Below are 18143 nucleotides of genomic sequence, written 5' to 3' on the forward strand. Positions count from 1 at the left end.
GTCCACGATCACCAGCGTCGCGCGGTGCCGCAGCGCGCCCCAGATCTCCCAGACCGAGATGTCGAAGGCCACGTAATGTAACTGGGTCCACACGTCCGCCGGGCCGAGATCGAGTAGTGCTCGCGTCGACGCGAGCAACCCGGCCGCGCGTCGATGCGTGACCACCACGCCCTTCGGCCGCCCGGTGGATCCGGAGGTGTGGATGACATACGCCGGGTCGTCCGGACGCGGCCGGAATACGTTCTCGCCGTGGGCCTCCGGCTCATCCGGAGCATCGATGACGAAAGTACGCTCGCCGGCGAGCGCGGCCATGTGGTCCCGGTCGGTCACGACCAGTTCGGGCCGGGTGTCGTCCAGGATCAGCCGCAGGCGCGCGGCCGGATTTCCGGGATCCAGCGGCACGTAGGCCGCACCGGACTTCAGCACCGCCACGATCGCCACGACGAGATCGATACCGCGCGGCAGCAACACCGCGACCAGCATCCCGGGCCCCGCGCCGCGGGCGGACAGCCGCGCCGCCCACCGCTCCGACCGCTCGTGCAGTTCCCGGTACGACATCGCCTCGGCACCGTGCACGACGGCCGTCGCCGCGGCGGAGCGGTCGACCCCGCGCCGCAGGCAGTCGACGAGAGTGACCGGCTCGGAATCGTTGTCGCGCTCGTCCGCGCAGTCGACGGTGCGGAGGGCGGGCGCGTGGCCGAAACGCAGTCTGCCGACGGGAGTGTCGGGGTCGGCGGTCGTGAGAACGGACAGCAGGGCCAGTAGCCGGGCATGGTGGGCCGCGAGGTTGGCGGGAGTGTGCCGCGCCGTGACCGAGTCCAGGTCCAGGCGCAGTTCGGGCTCGCCGTTGTCGTAGACACCGAGGGTGACACCGTCGGTGCGGCCCGGCGAACCTTGCTGCGGCACAGCCGGATTCCCGCCGAACTCGCGCATCAGATCCATCGGCATGATCGTCACCACCGGACCGTGCGGCGGCCGCCCGTCGATGATCCCGGCGCGGCGCATGTCCGCCTGCCGGTAGTGCTGATGCCGCAGCACCGCCGAACTCTCGGCGCCGACCGCCGCGACGAGCGCCGACAGCGGCGCGCGGGGGTCCACCGCCACGCGCAGCGGCACCACGTTCGCGGTCATGCCGAGCGCGTGCCAGGAGCGTTTCGCGGGCACGGTCAGTCCGGGTACCACGACCCGGCTGCCGGTGTCGGCGTGCAGGGCGAGCACGGTGGCCGTCAGCACCAGCACCGGCCACCGGACTCCGTAATCATCGGCACGGTCGCGCAGTGCCCGCCACGTGTCGGCGTCGAGAGTGCCGGTGTGCCGGAGGAATTCGTCCGCGCTGCCCTGCACGGCGTCCTCGGCGAGCACGGGCGCTTCCGGCAGCCCCGCCAGCCGCGCGGCCCAGAACTCGCGATCGGCGGTGAACCGGTGCGAGTCGCGGTACCGGACGTCCTGGTCCACGAAGGCGTCGAGCCGGTCGAACACCGTGTCCGCCACCGAGTCACCGGCCAGCAGCGCGCGATAGGTGTCCGACAGTCGCTTGGTGAAGGCGGCGATGCCGCCGCCGTCGCCGACGATGTGGTGGAACCGCAGGAACCAGAGATGGTCCCTATCGCCGACCCGCAGCAGCGCGTGATCGAACAGCGGGGCGGCGGTCAGGTCGTAGGGACGGTCCAGTTCGGTCGCGATATAGGCGCGCGCGGCGTCGAACGGCTCCGCGGAGTCGCGAAAGTCCTTGCGGTACAGCGGCCAGTCGCGAAGCTCCGCCGGTACCTGGCCCGGCCCGTCGTCGCCGACCGCGATGCGCACGCGCAAGGTCTCGGCGCCGGCGACCGTATGCCGGAGCGCGCGCTCGAACACCGCGTGGTCGAGTTCGCCGCGAATGTGCAGATATCCGCCGACGACGAAGCGTCGGCCGGTGCGGTCGAGTTGCTGGCCGAACCAGATCTCGGTCTGGGCGGCGGTCAGCGGCCGAACACGCTCGTCGGGCAGCGGTGCCGCGGGTTCGGTGTGCGCGGCCGGGAGCGAATCGGCCACGGCGTCGAGGTCGAGGGCGCGGACCGCGAGTTCCGGCTGCCGGACGAGCGCGGCCAGCAGTCGGCAGTATTGCGCTGCCAGTTCCTCGACCGTGCCGCGATCGAAAAGGTCGGTCGCGTACTCCACGGCCCCGACGGCCGGCTGTCCCGGGGCAGGTGCGGTCAGGCCGAAGAACAGATCCACTTTGGCGGCGCCGGTCTCGACCGGCACCGGCTCGACCCGCAGGCCGGGCAGCGTCAGCTGTGGCACGGCCGTGTTCTGCCACGCGAACATCACCTGGTACAGCGGGTGGTACGCGGTCGAGCGCCGTGGCGCCAGCAGTTCCACCAGCCGTTCGAAGGGCGCGTCCTGGTTCTCGAAGGCGGCCAACGCTTTCGCCCGCACCCGGTCCACGACCGTCGCGAAGGAGACCTCATCCGACACCCCGACGCGCAGCACCCAGGTGTTGACGAAGAAGCCGACGAGATCACTCAGCGCCGGGTCGTTGCGCCCGGCGATCGGCCCGCCGAGAGTGATGTCCGTGCCCGCGCCCCGCCGGTGCAGCAGGACGATCAGTGCCGCCTGCAACACCATCGACGTGGTGGCGCGCCGGGCGCTCGCGTAGGCCTCCACCGCGGCGAGCACGTCGGCGTCGATCGTCAGACCGACCTGCCCGCCGCCGCCCCGTGCGATCGCCGGTCGCGGACGATCGACCGGAAGCGCCAGGGGCTGAGGCAGGTTCGCCAATTCGGTGCGCCAGTACTCCAGCTGACCGCGCAGCAGCGGCGTGGGTTCGTCGTCGGCGCCGAGCCGTTCTCGTTGCCACAGCGTGTAATCCGCGTATTGCACGGGCAGCGGGTCCCAGGCGGGCGCGCCGCCGGTGCGCCGGGCGGTGTACGCGGTGGCGACGTCGCGGGCCAGCGGCATCATCGACCAGCCGTCGGCGGCGATGTGGTGCAGGACCACGATGAGCACGTGATCGTCCGGGCCGCACCGCATCAGCGCGGCGCGGATCGGGAGGTCGGACGCGAGATCGAACCGGCGGCGCGCGGCGGCGTTCAGCCGTGCGGACAGGCCCGCCGCACCGGATTCGATCACCGGCAGCGCGAGGTCGACCTCCGCCGGGTCCAGGACCCGCTGGTACGCCACGCCGTCCGCCACGGCGCACACCGTCCGCAGGGCCTCGTGCCGGATCACCACATCGCGCAGCGCGGCCCGCACGGCGTCGAGGTCGAGCGGTCCGGTCAGGCGCAGCGCGAGCGGAATGTTGTACATCGGTGCGCCGTCGGACAATTCGTGCACCAGCCACAGCCGCCGCTGGCCGTGGGACAGCGGAATGCGCTCCGGCCGCGGCATCGGGACCACACCGCGTTCGCTCGGCGCGGGCCGGGCGTGCGCGGCGAGTGCCGCCACGGTCGGTGCCGTGAATATCTCCCCGAGCGGGACCGCAACCCCGGCGCGGGCACGCAGCAGGCTCACCATCCGCATGGCGCTCAGCGAATCACCGCCGAGGGCGAAGAAGTCGTCGTCGCGGCCGACCCGCGGCAGCTCGAGCGCTTCGGCGTACGCCGCCGCCACCGCCGCTTCGAGCCGCCCGCGCGGCGGCTCGTAGGGCCGGGGCCCCGAGACAGCGGAATCGCTCGGGATGTCGTCGACTCGGGTCGGCTCGTCCGGGAGAAGTCGCCGAATCGGGGCGTCCGGGTCATCGATCATCGCCGACAGGACACCCATCCAGCGGTCGGTGAGTGCCCGGATTGTGGCCTCGTCGAAACACTCTCGCAGGTATCCGGCCCGAACGCGCAGCCGACTGTCCAGCCACGCCACCAGGGTCAGCGGATAGTGTGTGCCGTCGTCGACCGTCACGTCCGTGACCGCCAGCCCGTCGCGACCGGCCGCGCCGAGCGTGGCGGCATCGAGCGGGTAGGACTGCACCTCGAGCAGCGTGTCGAACAGCGCGGGACGACCGGCCGCGGCCAGGATCTCGGCGAGCCCGAGATACTGGTGCGCCGCCAGGTCCACCTGCTCCCGCTGCTGCCGGACCAGCAGGTCGGCGACCGTTTCCGTGGCGTCGATCCGCACCCGCACGGGCACGGTGTTGACGAACAATCCCACCATGTCCGTCACGCCGGGCAGGTCGGCCGTACGGCCCGACACCGCGGTGCCGAACGCCACGTCCGGCCGGCCGATGGTGAGCGCCAGGGTCAGTCCCCAACTGCATTGCAACACCGTGTTGGCCGTAACCTGATGTGCGGCAGCCAGTTTCCGGAGACGCTCGCTGCGCGTCGCGTCGAGGCCGAACTCCACCGTCTCGGCCGGCGACGTGACCCGGCGCGCGCGCTGCTCCGGAGCCAGCAGGGTCGGTCCCGCCGCGTTCTCGAATGCGGCCCGCCAGGCTCGGCGGGCGGCCTCGCTGTCCTGCCGCCGCAGCCAGGCCAGGAAATGCTGGTAGCCGCGTACCGGCGGCAAGGCCGGAGATGCGTCGCCCGCGGCGTAGCGGGTCAGCAGTTCGGTGGCGACGAGCGGCATCGACCAGCCGTCCATCAACAGGTGGTGCGTGGTGATCATGAGCCGGAAGTCGTTGTCACCGAGCATGATCAGCGCACAGCGCAGCAGCGGCGGTTCGTCGAGCCGGAACGGCCGGCGGCGATCGTCCGCCGCGAATCTCGCGAATTCCGCCGCGGGGTCCGCGGTGTCGCGCAGGTCGAGGACGGTCCAGGGCACCCGTACCTCGCCCGCCACGACCTGGACAGCCGTGCCGTCGGCACGGGTGACCACCGCGACCCGCAGCGCGGCGTGCCGATCGAGGATGCGGGCCACCGCGTCGCGCAGGCGTCCGGTGTCCACGACGCCGGTCAGCCGGAACACCGTGTGCACGTGGTAGACGTCGACGGACGACTGCTGCAGCACGGCGTGAAAGTAGAGGCCCGTTTGGAGGGGAGCGAGCGGCCACACGTCCGTCAGGCCGGGATAGCGGCGCTCCCAGTGCTCGATCTCGTCCTGCGCTGTCCGCACCAGCGGGAAGTCGGAGGGGGTGTGGCCGCCGGCGCCCGGCGCGGTGCCGTGCCGGGCGAGGCTCGCCAGCGCCTGCTGCCAGTGTTCGGTCAGCTCCTCGACATCGTTGTCGCCCAACAGGGTCCGGGGATACGCGAAGACGGTGTGCAGGCGGTCACCGGCGATCACGGTCGCCACGTCCAGGCCCGCGGGTGCGGGGGCGTCGGCGGCGGGTTCCGGGAGATCGGCGAGGTCGGGATCGGGCAGCCACGGGGCATCGCCGGTCAGCGCGCCGGTGCGGCCGAGATAGCGGAACGCGACCTCCGGCGCGGGGGCGGCGAGTTTCCCGGCGGTCTCGGGATCGAGGTACCGGAGCACCCCGTAGCCGACGCCGCGATCCGGTAGCTCGCGCAATTGCTGTTTAACCAGTTTGAGTGCCGCGCCCGCCGCCGGACCGCCGGCCAGCGCGTCGGCGACGTCGAGGTCGGCGAGGTCGAGCAACGCCGGATAGACGGTGGTGAACCAGCCGACGGTGCGGGACAATTCGGCGCCGGGCACCGCCTCGCGCCCGTGCCCCTCGAGCCACACCCGATGCCGCGCGGCCGCGTCCGGCCGCCACCGGGCCAGGGCCAGCGCCAGCGCGGCCAGCAGCACGTCCTGCGTGTCGGCGCCGAAGCGTTCGGCGACGATGTCCAGATCGGCGGTCGACGCCTCGGCGATGCGCACCCGGATTCGACGTACGTCTTGTGCGCGGTCCGTGGACGGGTCGAACGGCCTTGCCCCCAAAGGCATCTCGGGGGCCTCGACGATGCGCCGCCACGACGGGAGTTCCGCGGCGCGTTGTGTGTCGGCGGCCAGCGCGTGGACCCACCGGCGCATCGAGGTGGTCGGCGCGGGTAGTGCGGCGGTTCCGTCGGACCGCAGTTGCGTCCAGGCCGACATCAGATCGGGCACCAGGATGCGCCACGACACCGCGTCCACGGCCACATGGTGCACGACCAGCAGCAACCACCCCGCCGCGCCCGGACGGTCGAGCCACACCGCTTGCAGCACAACACCTTCCGAGGGCGCCAAGCGCCGCAGGGCCGCGTCCCGCTCCGCCACCAGGAGCGCGCGAATCGTCTCGATGTCCGCCGCCGGATCGACCGGGACCCGCCGCACCAGCGCCGCGACGTCCACCGCGCCGGGCGGGGCGACCGTCAGGCGCCATTGCCCGGCCTCCCGGTACAGCCGGGCCCGCAGCATGTCGTGCCGGTCGACCACGGTGGCGAGGGTCGCCGTCAGCGTCGCGTGATCCGTGTCCGCCGGGAGCCGCAGTGTCGCCGATTGGGTCGGGCCGTCGCCCACGCCGTGGTCGATCAGGTGCCGCAGCACCGGCGGCAGGGGCATGTCGCCGACGCCGCCGCCCGGCAGTTCGGCGAGGATCCCGGCGTCGGTGTTCGTCGGCGAGGTCTCGGCGTGTACGGCGAGCGCGGCCACCGTGCGCTGTTCGAACACGTCCTGCGCGCTGAACCGGACGCCGCGCCCGCGAGCGCGGGCCACGAGCAGGATCGCCATGATGCTGTCGCCGCCGAGCGCGAAGAACGAGTCGTGCGCGCCGACCTGCTCGAGGCCGAGGACGTCGGCGAACGCCGCCGCGACGACCGTCTCCGCGGGCCCGGCCGGGGCACGGTATTCGGGCCGGTCGGCTTGCGGTGCGGGCAGGGCGCGCACGTCCAGCTTTCCCGACGACGTCATCGGAACACGGTCCAGCAGCACGAATGCGTCGGGAATCATGTACGCGGGCAGGCGCTCGGCGAGCCATTCCCGCACCGCCGCCATCGACAAGTCCTGCGCGGCAACCATATACGCCACGAGCCGGTCACCGTGCGGGTCGTCGCCGCGCACCAGCACCACGGCCCGTTCGATGTCCGGGTGGGCGGCGAGCGTCTGCTCCACCTCCCCCAGCTCGATCCGCTGACCGCGCAGCTTCACCTGCGAGTCGGCGCGGCCGCAGAATTCCAGGGTGCCGTCGGGACGCCGCCGCACCAGGTCACCGGTGCGGTACATGCGAGTGCCGGGCGGTCCGAACGGATCCGCGACGAACCGTTCGGCCGTCGCCGCCGGGCGGCCGTAATAGCCACGCGCCACAGGGATTCCGGCCAGATGGAGTTCGCCGAGAAAGCCCGGCGGGGCCGGGCGCAGCCCCGCGTCGAGCACATCCGCCCGGACGTTCCACGCCGGGGCGCCGATCGGCACCACCGCGGTGTCCGCCGGTTCGGCACGATGCTCGGTCACCGCGACCGCCGCCTCGGTCGGTCCGTACAGATTGTGCACGGCCACTTCGGGTCCCACGGCGGCCGCCACGGCCGGTGGCAGCTGCTCGCCGATGACGAACAGCTGCCGCAGCGACGCCAGCCGCGCCTTGTCCGCCTGCCGCAGGAACACCGACAGCAGCGATGGCACGAAATCGGTCATCGTGACGCCGTGCCACTCGATCAGCTCGGCCAGGTATTCCGGGTCTCGCCGACCGCCTGGGCGGGCCAGCACCACGGTCGCGCCGACCCGCAGCGGCAGCAGGAAACCCCACAGCGACACATCGAACGTCGTGGCGGTCTTGTGCAGGTACACCTCGTCCGGTCCCAGCGCGTATCGGGCGATCATCCATTCGATGTGGTTGACGATCGCGGCCTGGGAGACCGCCACCCCCTTGGGCACGCCCGTCGACCCGGACGTGAAGATCACGTACGCCGCGTGCTCCGGACGCACAGGCGCACGGCGTTCCGAATCCTGTAGCGCCACCGGGGAATACGAGGAAGTGTCGAGGGTGCTCAGGGCCACCACCCGGACGCCGGGCGGCACCGTGAGGTCGTCGGCGGAGCGGGTCAGCACGCAGAGCGGGCGGACGGTGTCCAGCATGTGCGCGGTCCGGGCGGCCGGATGGTCCGGGTCGATCGGCACATAGACCGCGCCTGCAGCCGCGACCGCGTACAGCGCGACCACCAGCTCGACCGAGCGCGGGATCGCCACCGCCACCGGTGTTTCCGGTCCGGCGCCGGCCGCGACCAGCCAGCGCGCCAAGCGGTGCACGCGGGCGGCGAGCGCGCCGTATGCGACGGTCGTGTCGTCGGTGACCAGCGCGGTGGCGTGGGGCGTGCGCTCGGCCTGGCGCGCGAAAGCCGCCGCGATGGTGTCGGGTACGGGTAGCGGGCGTACCGTCCCGGTGGATACCTCTGTCGCCCACCGGCGTTCGGTGGCGTCGGCGAGGTCGACGGTGCCGATCGGTCGATCCGGTTCGCGCGCGAGTTGTTCGAGCGCGTGGAGGAAGCGCCGCGGCAGGTCCGCGGCGACGCCGTCCGCGGTGACGGTCCAGCGGCCGGGGTCACTGTCGTCCAGCCTGGCGCGGAGCACGTCCGCGGGTGCGGACTCGTCACCTTCGGATGCGTCCGTTGTGGCGACGAGTGCCCACCGTTCGGGCCACGGGGCGTCGAACTCGGTGAGATATCGGTGTCGGCGTGCGGTCCGCAGTTCCCGCCCGAGCTGTGCCGCGAGACGGCCGAGCGTCCATTCCGGTGACACACTCGCTCGCACCGGCGTGACCGTCGCGCCCTGCCGGAGTGCGAGCACGATGTCTCGCTCCCCGGTGATCCGGTGGGCGAACGCCGCCAGCGCCGCGAGGAGAACGGCCGCCGTGCCGCCGCCGCTGCGCCGGGCGAGCGGTGTGAGCACGGCGGCCGGCAGGCTGCTCCGGAGACCGCCGTCGCGGCCGTTGCCCGCTCGGAAACCGTTGGGGCCCAGTGGCAGTGCGGTGTCCGATCGCGGCGCGTCCGCGAACCGGCTCGCCCAGTATTCGCGGTCGGCCGCCCATCTGCCGGACTGCCGGTAGCTCGTCTCGTCAGCGATGGTCATGTAGTCCCCGCTTCGCGGCCGAGTTGTCCGGTGTGTCGACGGTCATGCCTTGCTCCTGTCGGGGTCCGTGGCCGCGGCGGCGACTTCCGAGCAGGGCCGGTCCGGTTCCCGTAGGAGGCCGTCGAGGATCCGCGCCAGGTCCGCCAGCAGCGCGTCGGCGGTGGATTCGTCGAAGAGGTCGGTGGCGTAGTCGAGGGTCAGCACAGCGGCCGGGGCCCGGCGGTCCACTGCGAGCGCCAGTTCCACGCCCGGCGCAGGCGCGGGGATGCCCTCGCCTTCGTAGCGGACCGGAAGCGGTTGCGCGGCAGACGGTTCCGGCACCACACCGACCGGCTTCCGGCGCGCCAGCCGGTCGAGCAGCGCGGCCGGCGTGGGATCGTCACTCAGATCCACGCGCAGCGGCCGCGGTCCGGGGGCGACGTCCAGGTCTACGACATCCGCGCCGCTGTACCAGGACAGCAGCACGGCCCATGCCGCGGTCAGGGCCACGTCGAGATCGGGGACGTCCCGGTCGAGAACGCGCCGCGTGCGGGCCACCGTGTACGCGGGGACGGCTGGGCGCGGGCGGTCGGCGGGTATCTCGATCGGGTGGAAGGCCTCGCCGGTGAATGTGGCCGGGGGGCGGACGATCTCGTCGACGATCCGGTCCGGTTCCGAGCCCGCCAGTTCCCGTAGGATGTCCAGGTAGGCCGATGCCATCTCCGCCCCCGTGGCGGCCGTGAACAGGTCGGTGCTGCACTCCAGGCAAGCGTCGATGCCCGGGCGTCCGGGATGGTCGAGAGTGAGCAGCGTGAGATCGAATTTCGCTGTGCCGAGCGGCATTCCGGGGAACAGGTTCGCCACGGTGCGGTGCTGATCGAAGAAGTCGGTGATCGCCTCTCCACCGGACTCGCCGCCGGGCAGCTCCTGGTGCACGTGGAAGACGTCGAACACCGGGGTGCGGCTCAGATCGCGGTCCCCGCCGAGTTCCTGCACCACCCGGTCGAACGGAATCTCCTGGTGGTCCAGCGCCGCGAGCACGACCGAACGCACCCGGTGCAGCCAGTCGCGCACCGACGGCCCGCCGGACACATCGGCCCGCAGCGCGACCGTGCTGTTGAAATAGCCGATCAGTCCGGCCAATTCGGGACGGTTGCGGCCGGTGGTCGGGGTGCCGATGACGATGTCGGACTGCCCGCTGTAGCGCGCGAGCAGCAGATGGAACGCCGACAGCAGCACCACGAACACCGAGACCGATTCGCGCCGGGCCACCGTTCGCACGGCCGCCATCCGGTCCGCGTCGATCTCGAAGATCTCCAGCGCTCCGGCGAAGCTCTTGCGCGCCGGGCGCGGCTTGTCCAGCGGCAGTTCCAGTCTCGGTGCGCCCGTGAGGGTTTCGGTCCAGTAGCGCAGTTCGCCGTCGAGGACGTTGCCGGAGAGCAGGTCTCGTTGCCAGCGCGCGTAGTCGCGATATTGCACCGGCAGCGGCGTCAGTTCGGGGGCGCGGCCGGCGGCGCGGGCGCGATACAGCTCGGGGAGTTCGCGGTGCACGATTTGTGGTGAGCCGCCGTCGTTCACGGAGTGATGCATGGTGACCTGCAGGACGTGGTCCTCGGGCCCGACGCGGACGAGTAGCACGCGCATCAGCGGGTCGGTCGCCAGATCGAAACGCACCCGGGCCGCGTCGGCCACCAGATCCCGGGCGGCAGCCACCGGATCCGGCGTCTCGCGGACGTCGGCGAGCCGGAAGAACTCGCCGAGATCCGGTCGGATCCGCAGCGCCGGTGTGCCGTCGTCGTCGACGAAGTTCGACCGCAGGGTTTCGTGCCGGTCGGCGAGGTCGGCGAAGGCGCCACGCACGGCATCGGGTTCGACGGCCCCGGTCAGCCGGATCACGATCGGGAGGTTGTAGAGGGTGGTGTCCGGGTCGAGTTGATGATGGAACCACATCCGGACCTGCCCGAACGACAGCACGTACTCGTCCTGCGGGACGACCGGCGGCAGGGTCGCGACCGGCGCCGCGGCGTGGGTGAGCAATTCGGCGAATTCCGCGAGGGTCGGATGCTCGTAGACGTCGAGGAGTTTCGGGCGCACCCCGTAGGCATCGGTGACCCGATCCAGCAGGGCCAGCGCGAGCAGGGAGTTGCCGCCGAGGTCGAAATAGTTTTCGTGCGCGCCGATTTCGCGATCGGTGTCGAGCAGGGTGCGCACTGTGGCGCGCAACCAGGCGACCGGGTCGGCGGTGTCGTCGTCGGTCGGCGGCGGCGCGGCGGGCGGCTGTGACGCCGGGCTCCAGGTGATGTCGACCCAGCAGTGCACTCCGCCGAGCGGGTGCCCGGGGAGGCGGAGCCGCCGCGCTGGATCCGGTTGCCCTGTGGCCCAATGCAAGTCGGCGCCGCGTTCGTACAGCGCCGCCAGCACCCGTGCCGGGCCGTCGGACACGTCGTGCGGAATCAGGATCTCGGCGTTCGGCTCGCCGCCGAGGGCGCGGGTCAGCAGCGTGCCGAGGCAGCCGCCGGGCGCGGTCTCGGCGAACAACACCGGCCCGTCCGCCAAGAGCTTCCGGGCGACGGCGAGCAGGCGTTCGGTGTCGACACCGCGGTCCGCTGCCGCCGCGGCCAGCTCGTCGGGGTCTGCCGCGTCGCCCGCGGCCGCCAGATAGCGTGCGGCATATCGGGAAACCCCCGCACCGAGCACCGCGGCAACGGTCACGCCGTACCGCCGCAACTCGTCATGAAACGCGAGCTGCCCGGCGAGCAGATCCGCCACCGGACCCCGCGCGGGCAATGCGTCCGGCAACGCCCCTCCACCACGCGGCCGCGCGTCCGGCGACAACAACAGCACCACTCGTGGGATGCCCTCGGCGGTGGCGGATGACGCTGTGGCGGTGTCGGTTTCGGAGTGGCTGGCGGCGGCCAACCGTTCGGACAGTTCGGCGGTGGTGGTGGCGATGAGGCCGAGGCGGTGTCGGTGGTGGTCGCGGCCGCGGTTCAAGGTGAAGGCGACGTCGGCGAGCGGGGCGGAGCCGTCGGACAGTGCGGAGGCGAGGTCGGCGCACAGGTGACGCAGGGCCGCGCCGGTGCGCGCGGAGATGCCGACCAGGCGGGGGACGTCGTTGTCCGGGACTGTCGCCGGAAATTGTTGCCCCGGAGCTTGTTCCACCACGCAGTGCGCGTTCATGCCGCCGAGGCTGAACGAACTGACACCGGCCCGTCGCGGGCCACCCGAGTCGGGCCATGCGGCGGCGTGGCCCGTCACCTCGAGGCCGGCGGCCGCCACATCGATTCCACCGGTCGGCTTGTCGAAGTTCAGCGAGGGATACAGTTCGCCGTGCTCGACCGCCAGCACCGCCTTCACCAATCCGGCGATGCCCGCGGCGTGGTCGAGGTGCCCGATATTGGTCTTCACCGAGCCGAGCGCCAGCGGCGCGGTCCGGCCGCCGGGCAACACCTCGGTGAGCGCCTCCAGTTCCACCGCGTCGCCGAGGCGCGTGCCCGAGCCGTGCCCTTCCAGATATCCGGCGGATTCGAGGGGCACACCGGCGTCACGCCAGGCCGCCGCGATGACCTTGGCCTGGGCCCGAGCGCTCGGCGAACTGATGGTCGCCGTGGCGTGGCCGTTGTGCCGGGTCGCGCTGCCACGCACGACCGCGTGCACGGCGGCGCCGTCGGCGCGGGCACGGTCCAGGGTGGTGAGCAGCAGCACGGCCCCGCCCTCCCCGATCACGGTGCCGTCGGCGTCGGCGTCGAAGGCGCGGCACTCACCCCGCGCCGACACCAGCTCGTCGAAGCCGGCCGCCTCGTCGGCGCCGATCCCGAAGGCGCGCACGCTGACTCCACCGGCCAGCGCGTAATCGGCGGTCCCGTCGCGCAATTCGCGGCAGGCCTGGTGCACGGCCAGCAGCGCGGCGTTGCAGCCGCTGTCGATCGCGTAGCACGGGCCCGTCACACCGAGCACGTGGGCGATGCGCGCGGCCGCGCCGAAACCCGCGCTACCGAGCGCGCCCAGCGTGTTCGCGCCCGCGGCCAGCCCGTACAGCGGCGCCGGGGTCGCGCCGAACACCACCGCGGTATCGGTCGACCGCAGCGTCGACAGCGCGTATCCGCCGTCCTCGGCGGCTCGATGGGCCAGCACCAGCGCCAGCCGCTGCTGTGGATCGATCAGGGCCGCTTCGCGTTTCGACAGCCCGAAGAACTCGTGATCGAACGTCGACACGTCGTCGAGGTACCCCGCCGGCACCGCGGCCGCCCGCGCGTCGACGCCGGTGCCGGTCGCCCGCGCGGCGGGCATGGGCGCGATCGAGGCGCGGCCGGACCACAGGTTGGCCCGGAACGCCGCGGTGTCGGCGGCGTCGGGAAAGCGCAGGCCGATGCCCACGATCGCAATGCCGGGTCCGCCCATACAGTTGTCTCCTGACTACGATTCGACCGCGATCGGCAGTGACCATCACCAGGCCCATCGCACCTCCCGCGGATCGGGCAAGCGGCGCAGCAGCGTGAGGCTCCACGCCGCCACCGGGGCGGAGTTCAGCACCATGAGGTAGTCGCCCGCCGTTCGCGCGGCCGCCGCGTCCTCGGCGTTCACCAGCACGTCGACGGGGCCCAGATGGCCGTAGCGGGCGAGGTTGCGGCGGCAGACCGGATCGATCGGCACATCGAGGGCCTGCTGCCAGAATTCGATGGCTCCCGCGCCCAGGTTCTGCATCAGGTATGCCGCGATATCGGTGTGCCCCAGGTTGTTTCGGGACAGCATCGCCGCCCGCAGGTCGGCGAACCGGTTGCGGCTCTCCACCGCGAGCCGGAACGAGTAGGCCGTCTCGTCGGCGCACTCCTCGGTCCAGTCGGCGGTGGGCACATCGCGGTAATCGATCCGGAACAGATCCGCGTATTGCCCGTTACTCCGGACGATGTGGTCGACCAGTTCGTACCGGCCCGCGCCGTCGGTGGTCAGCAGCACGGCCGCCGCGCCGTCGCCGAGGATGGTCATCGGCGGCCGGTACCGCGCCCGGGTCGGTGCCGTCGCGGCCGCCACCACCAGCACAGTGCGGTAGCGGCCACCGCCGCGCAGCAGCGCCGCGCCCATCTCGACGGCCGCCGACACCGAGACGCAGCCGAGATCGCCGATGCTCGTGGTGAATGCTCGCGCGGCGCCCAGCCGGTGCTGCAGCGCCGTGGCCTCGGAGGCCAGCAGGTAGTCCGGCGCGCGGCCCTGCACCAGCAGCAGGGCGTCGAGGTCCGCGGCGGCGAGACCGGCCTCGCGCAACGCGGTGTCGGCGGCGGTATATGCCAGGTCGGCGGCCGCGATTTCCCCGGCGACCGGCACGCTGTCGATACCGAGGCTCAGTGCGTGCGCACGCTGCGCCGCGGTGCGCGTCGCCAGCTCCGGCAACCGCGCCACCGCCTGCGTGGTATGGGGAATGCACCGCGCGACAGGACCGAGCCTGACGCTCATCACGAACTCCTTCTACTGCGACGTTCCGCGCGCGGTCTTCCGTCACACTCGTTGGAAGACACGTAACCGGACCGCACCGTCCCCGCACGAGCCGCATCAATTCGGGTCTTGGCGCTGCCACCGGTCCCCGATAGACATCGAGTTTCGACGGGACATCACCCTGGGGTCCGGGCGACTAGACCCGTGCCCCCTCCCCGGCGGCATCCCACGGAGCGAACCGAGGCGCCGTGGCACACAGCGCCGGCAGCTCCCGTCCGCAGCGCTGGACCGTTCCGTCCGGACGAATCAGGGCCGCCGCTGCGCGAGCGCGACGCAGCCAGCGGTGCAGCTCGGTGCCCCGTCCCGCCGTCAGCACGGCGACGCCGCGCTGTTCGGCGATCGCCCGCTCTCGCGCGGTCGGGGTAGTCACGGTGACGACGGCGAAACGGCCCGCGATGACATCGTCCACGCGGCGACCGTCGGCAAGTCGTGCGTTGGGGATCAACCGGCCGACGAGTCCGCGGCGCATCCACGGTGCGCGGACGAGCGCGGAACGATGCAGGGGCGGCGACTCTCCACTGAGGATCGCACCCGCCAGACCGGGCACCCGGGGCAGCTGTGGCGCGATCCAGCCACGCAGGCGATCGCCGGTCTCGCCACCCGCCGTCATGGTCACGCCGGTGAGCTTCGCGAGCCGGATCATGGTCCGCGCGTGTGGTTTTCGTTCCGACTCATAGGTGTCGAGCACATCGGGCGGAAGTTCGCCTCGCAGCACACCGGCCAGCTTCCACGCGAGGTTGGCCGCGTCGCGCAGCCCCGCGCCCATCCCCTGACCGATGAACGGCGGGGTGAGGTGCGCGGCATCGCCGAGCAGGAACACCCGGCCCTGACGCCAGCGGTCCGCCAGCCGGGCGCGGAAGGTGTACTCCGCCACCCGCACCACCTCGAACTCGTCGGCCGCGATGTCCTCGATCCAGGGCGCGAGCAGCGGCCGCACGTCGGCGAAATCCTCGTAGTCGGCGGCGGATTCACCGGGCCGGAGCCGAAATTCCCAGCGGTAACGGGTTCGCCCGATGCGCATGTACGTGGCCGCGCGCACCGGGTCGCATATCTGGTGCACGCCGTCCCACCGGCCGAGTTCGGCGGTGGTGGCGATGTCCACCACCAGCCAGCGCTGGTCGAACCGCAGATCTCGCATCGTGGTGCCGAGCGCGGACCGGACGAGGCTGTTGGCGCCGTCGCAGCCCAGCAGGTACCGCGCTCGCACCGAATCCGTCGTGCCGCTCGGCCGGTCGACGAAATCGACTCGGACACCGTCGGTTTCGACGGCGATACCCACCACCTCCGCGTTGCCGCGCACCGTCACCCGCGGATACCTTCGCAGGTTGGCGCGCAGCACCGCCTCCAGGTCCGGCTGGTCGAACAGATTCGCCTCCGGGTGACCGTTGCGGCCGCCGGACGGATCGCGGTCGAACTGCGCGAGCACCCGCATGTGCCGGTCCAGCAACCGTAGCCCCAGCGCCGGCCGGGAGATGGCGTCGAATTCCTCCCCCACGTCGAGGCATTGCAGGATGCGCCGGATCTCGCCGTCGAGGTGCACCGCCCGCGGCTGCGGATAGATACCGTCCCAGCGCTCCAGCACGAGGCATTCGATGCCGTACCGCGCGAGCAGTGTCGCCGCGGTGAGCCCGGTGGGACCGGCCCCGACGAGAACCACCGGAACGTTGCCGCTCACGGGGCGTGCCTCACGATCGTGCGCTGCCGACCCAGGTCGAGCGCGCCGTCATCGGTGCCGATCGCGGCCTCGACCACGGCGCCGTCGTGCAGGTACTTCGGATTCTTGGCCTGACCACGGAAGAACAAGCGCCACTTCACCTTCGGCGGCAACAACGATCCGAGGATCTCCACCGGTCTGGGCGGTGCGCTCAGTGCGGTGCCCACCGGGGTTCCGGTGAGCAGCAGATCACCGGCATCCATGCGCTGGAACCGGGTCAATGCGCGCAGTGTCTCCAGGGGCCGGTAGATCATATCGGCGACGGTCATGTTCTGGCGCAGCTCACCGTCGACCCACAAGCGCAGCCGCAGCTCGGTGAACCGCCGTAGCTCCGCCGCGTCCAGCAGCACCAGCGCCGGACCGACGGGTGTGAACGTCGGATACGACTTCCCTTCGTAGAACTGGGTTTTGGGCAGTTGCACGTCGCGGGCCGACACATCGTTGGTCACCACCAGACCCGCGACATACTCCGTGAGATTCTCGGCCGTGATGTCGGAACCGACCGGCATCTCCCGGCCGAAAACCAGGCCGATCTCCACCTCGTAGTCCAGCAGCCGCACGTGCGCCGGGCGCACCACATCGTCGAACGGGCCGCTGATCGACCCGGACGTCTTCCGGAAGAAGGTCAGCGGCACCGTATCCGGATTCATACCCGAATCTCGCACGTGGGAAGCGATATTCGTCATCTGGGCCACCACCCGGCACGGCGCCGTCACGGGCGAGACCAGCGCCAGGCTGTCGACCGCCACGGTGTCCGCGCTCGCCGCGGCCGCGGTGACCGCCTGCCGATCGGCCAGCAGTTCGCGCGTGGTGGTGGCCGCGGTGTCGACGCGGGCGGCGCCGGCGGGTGTCCGCACCCACCAGGCGTCGGCGGTCCGGAGCACGGAAAGGGTCATGAATTGGCTACTTTCCACAGGCCGCGCAGGCGGCGGAGATCGAATTCGTTGTCCTCGCGCAGCGCACCGGCGATCGCGCGCAGTTCGCGCAGCGATTCGCGGCCGGGCGCGATGCCCAGGAAGTCCTTGGTCGCGGGCGGGCCCCATTGCGCGAGACCGGTCGCGGTCATCGGCGCCCATCCCGGCTCGAGCGTGCAGTCGAACATGTCGCCATCGCTGAAGTGCTCGACCATGAACCCCTCGGGATCTCGCCAGTAGTCGAAGATCTGGCTGCCCTGGATATGGCGGCCGATCCCCCACGACCGCCGATAGCCCCGTTCGCGCAGGTATTCCCCGCCCGCGGCGAGCGCATCCAGGTCCGCGACCTGGTACGCCGAATGCACGTATCGGTTCGAGGGGCCCAGCGTCAGGGCCAGCGTGTGGTGATCAGCCGGGGTGAGACCGCGGTCGCAGCGAATGAAGCTCATGACCGGGCCGTGCTCGCGCCGGCCCGGGTAGTAGAGAAAATCACTGACGATCAGGCCCAGGTACCGCAGGTACCAGTCGAGGGTTTCCCGGTACCTGGTCGTCTGCACGACGACGTGCCCGAGCCGTTGCACGCGCGCCGGCACCCGCGGCGGTCGCTGGACGGCGTTGATACGCACCATCTCCCGCCCGGTGTTCAGCACCTGCGGCTGTTGCGTCGGCAAGCCCGGCAGTTCGTGCGTCTCCGCGACCACCCGCACCCGCAGGTGACTCGGATCGGTGAGATCGACGGACAACCCGCCGAGTTCCTCCGGCAGCGGCACGGGCCGCGATTCGGTCGCTGCCGCCAGCCGTGACAGGTCGGCGGAATCGGCGGCGCGGAACGCCGGACCGACGAACCGCGAACGGGCGCTCCGGCGGATGAGCACACAGGGCGAGCCCGGGTCCATACCCCGCAGATGCAGTCGATCGGCCGTACGCGTCGCCGTCACGAATCCGAAAGCGTGCGCGAAGGTTTCGGCCACGTCCAGGTCGGGCTTCTCGAACTCCAGCCAGGCGAGATCGAACACTTTGATTACCGGATCACGCGCCCGTCCGGGATGCTCGCCCGCCAGCGACCCGTGCTCGCTGTGCAGGCCGCTGTGCGCATCGCGATGGCCGCTCATCGACCACTCCCTTCCTTTAATGAGGATATCGTCACTTACGAACCG

The 18143-nt window shown here is 71.6% G+C and carries 6 protein-coding genes; all 6 read right to left on the reverse strand.

The genetic code is table 11. The features are described 5' to 3' along the window. The coding region (locus QH470_RS02230) for a non-ribosomal peptide synthetase (protein WP_280270549.1) at nt 1–8889 on the reverse strand (8889 nt) is incomplete at its 3' end. Between the two features lie 42 nt (nt 8890–8931). Beyond that, complete coding sequence (locus QH470_RS02235; protein ID WP_280270550.1) at nt 8932–13269, reverse strand: condensation domain-containing protein; 4338 nt, start codon at nt 13267–13269, stop codon at nt 8932–8934. A gap of 45 nt (nt 13270–13314) precedes the next feature. Continuing rightward, a complete protein-coding gene (locus QH470_RS02240; RefSeq protein WP_280270551.1) occupies nt 13315–14319 on the reverse strand; it encodes a 3-oxoacyl-ACP synthase in 1005 nt (334 codons plus the stop codon). A gap of 175 nt (nt 14320–14494) precedes the next feature. Further along, the gene (gene mhpA / locus QH470_RS02245; RefSeq protein WP_280270552.1) at nt 14495–16033 is read right to left on the reverse strand and encodes a bifunctional 3-(3-hydroxy-phenyl)propionate/3-hydroxycinnamic acid hydroxylase MhpA; all 1539 of its coding nucleotides are present in this window, start codon (nt 16031–16033) and stop codon (nt 14495–14497) included. After that, nucleotides 16030–16968 carry a fumarylacetoacetate hydrolase family protein gene (locus tag QH470_RS02250; protein WP_280270553.1) on the reverse strand — a complete coding sequence of 313 codons (939 nt, stop codon included), beginning with the start codon at nt 16966–16968 and terminating at the stop codon, nt 16030–16032. The genes mhpA and QH470_RS02250 overlap by 4 nt, the downstream gene beginning before the upstream one ends. Continuing rightward, a complete protein-coding gene (locus QH470_RS02255; protein ID WP_280270554.1) occupies nt 16965–18098 on the reverse strand; it encodes a VOC family protein in 1134 nt (377 codons plus the stop codon). The genes QH470_RS02250 and QH470_RS02255 overlap by 4 nt, the downstream gene beginning before the upstream one ends. Nucleotides 18099–18143 lie beyond the last annotated feature (45 nt).

Origin of the sequence: Nocardia wallacei (assembly GCF_029868745.1) — a bacterium.
Taxonomy (GTDB): Bacteria; Actinomycetota; Actinomycetes; order Mycobacteriales; family Mycobacteriaceae; genus Nocardia; species Nocardia wallacei_B.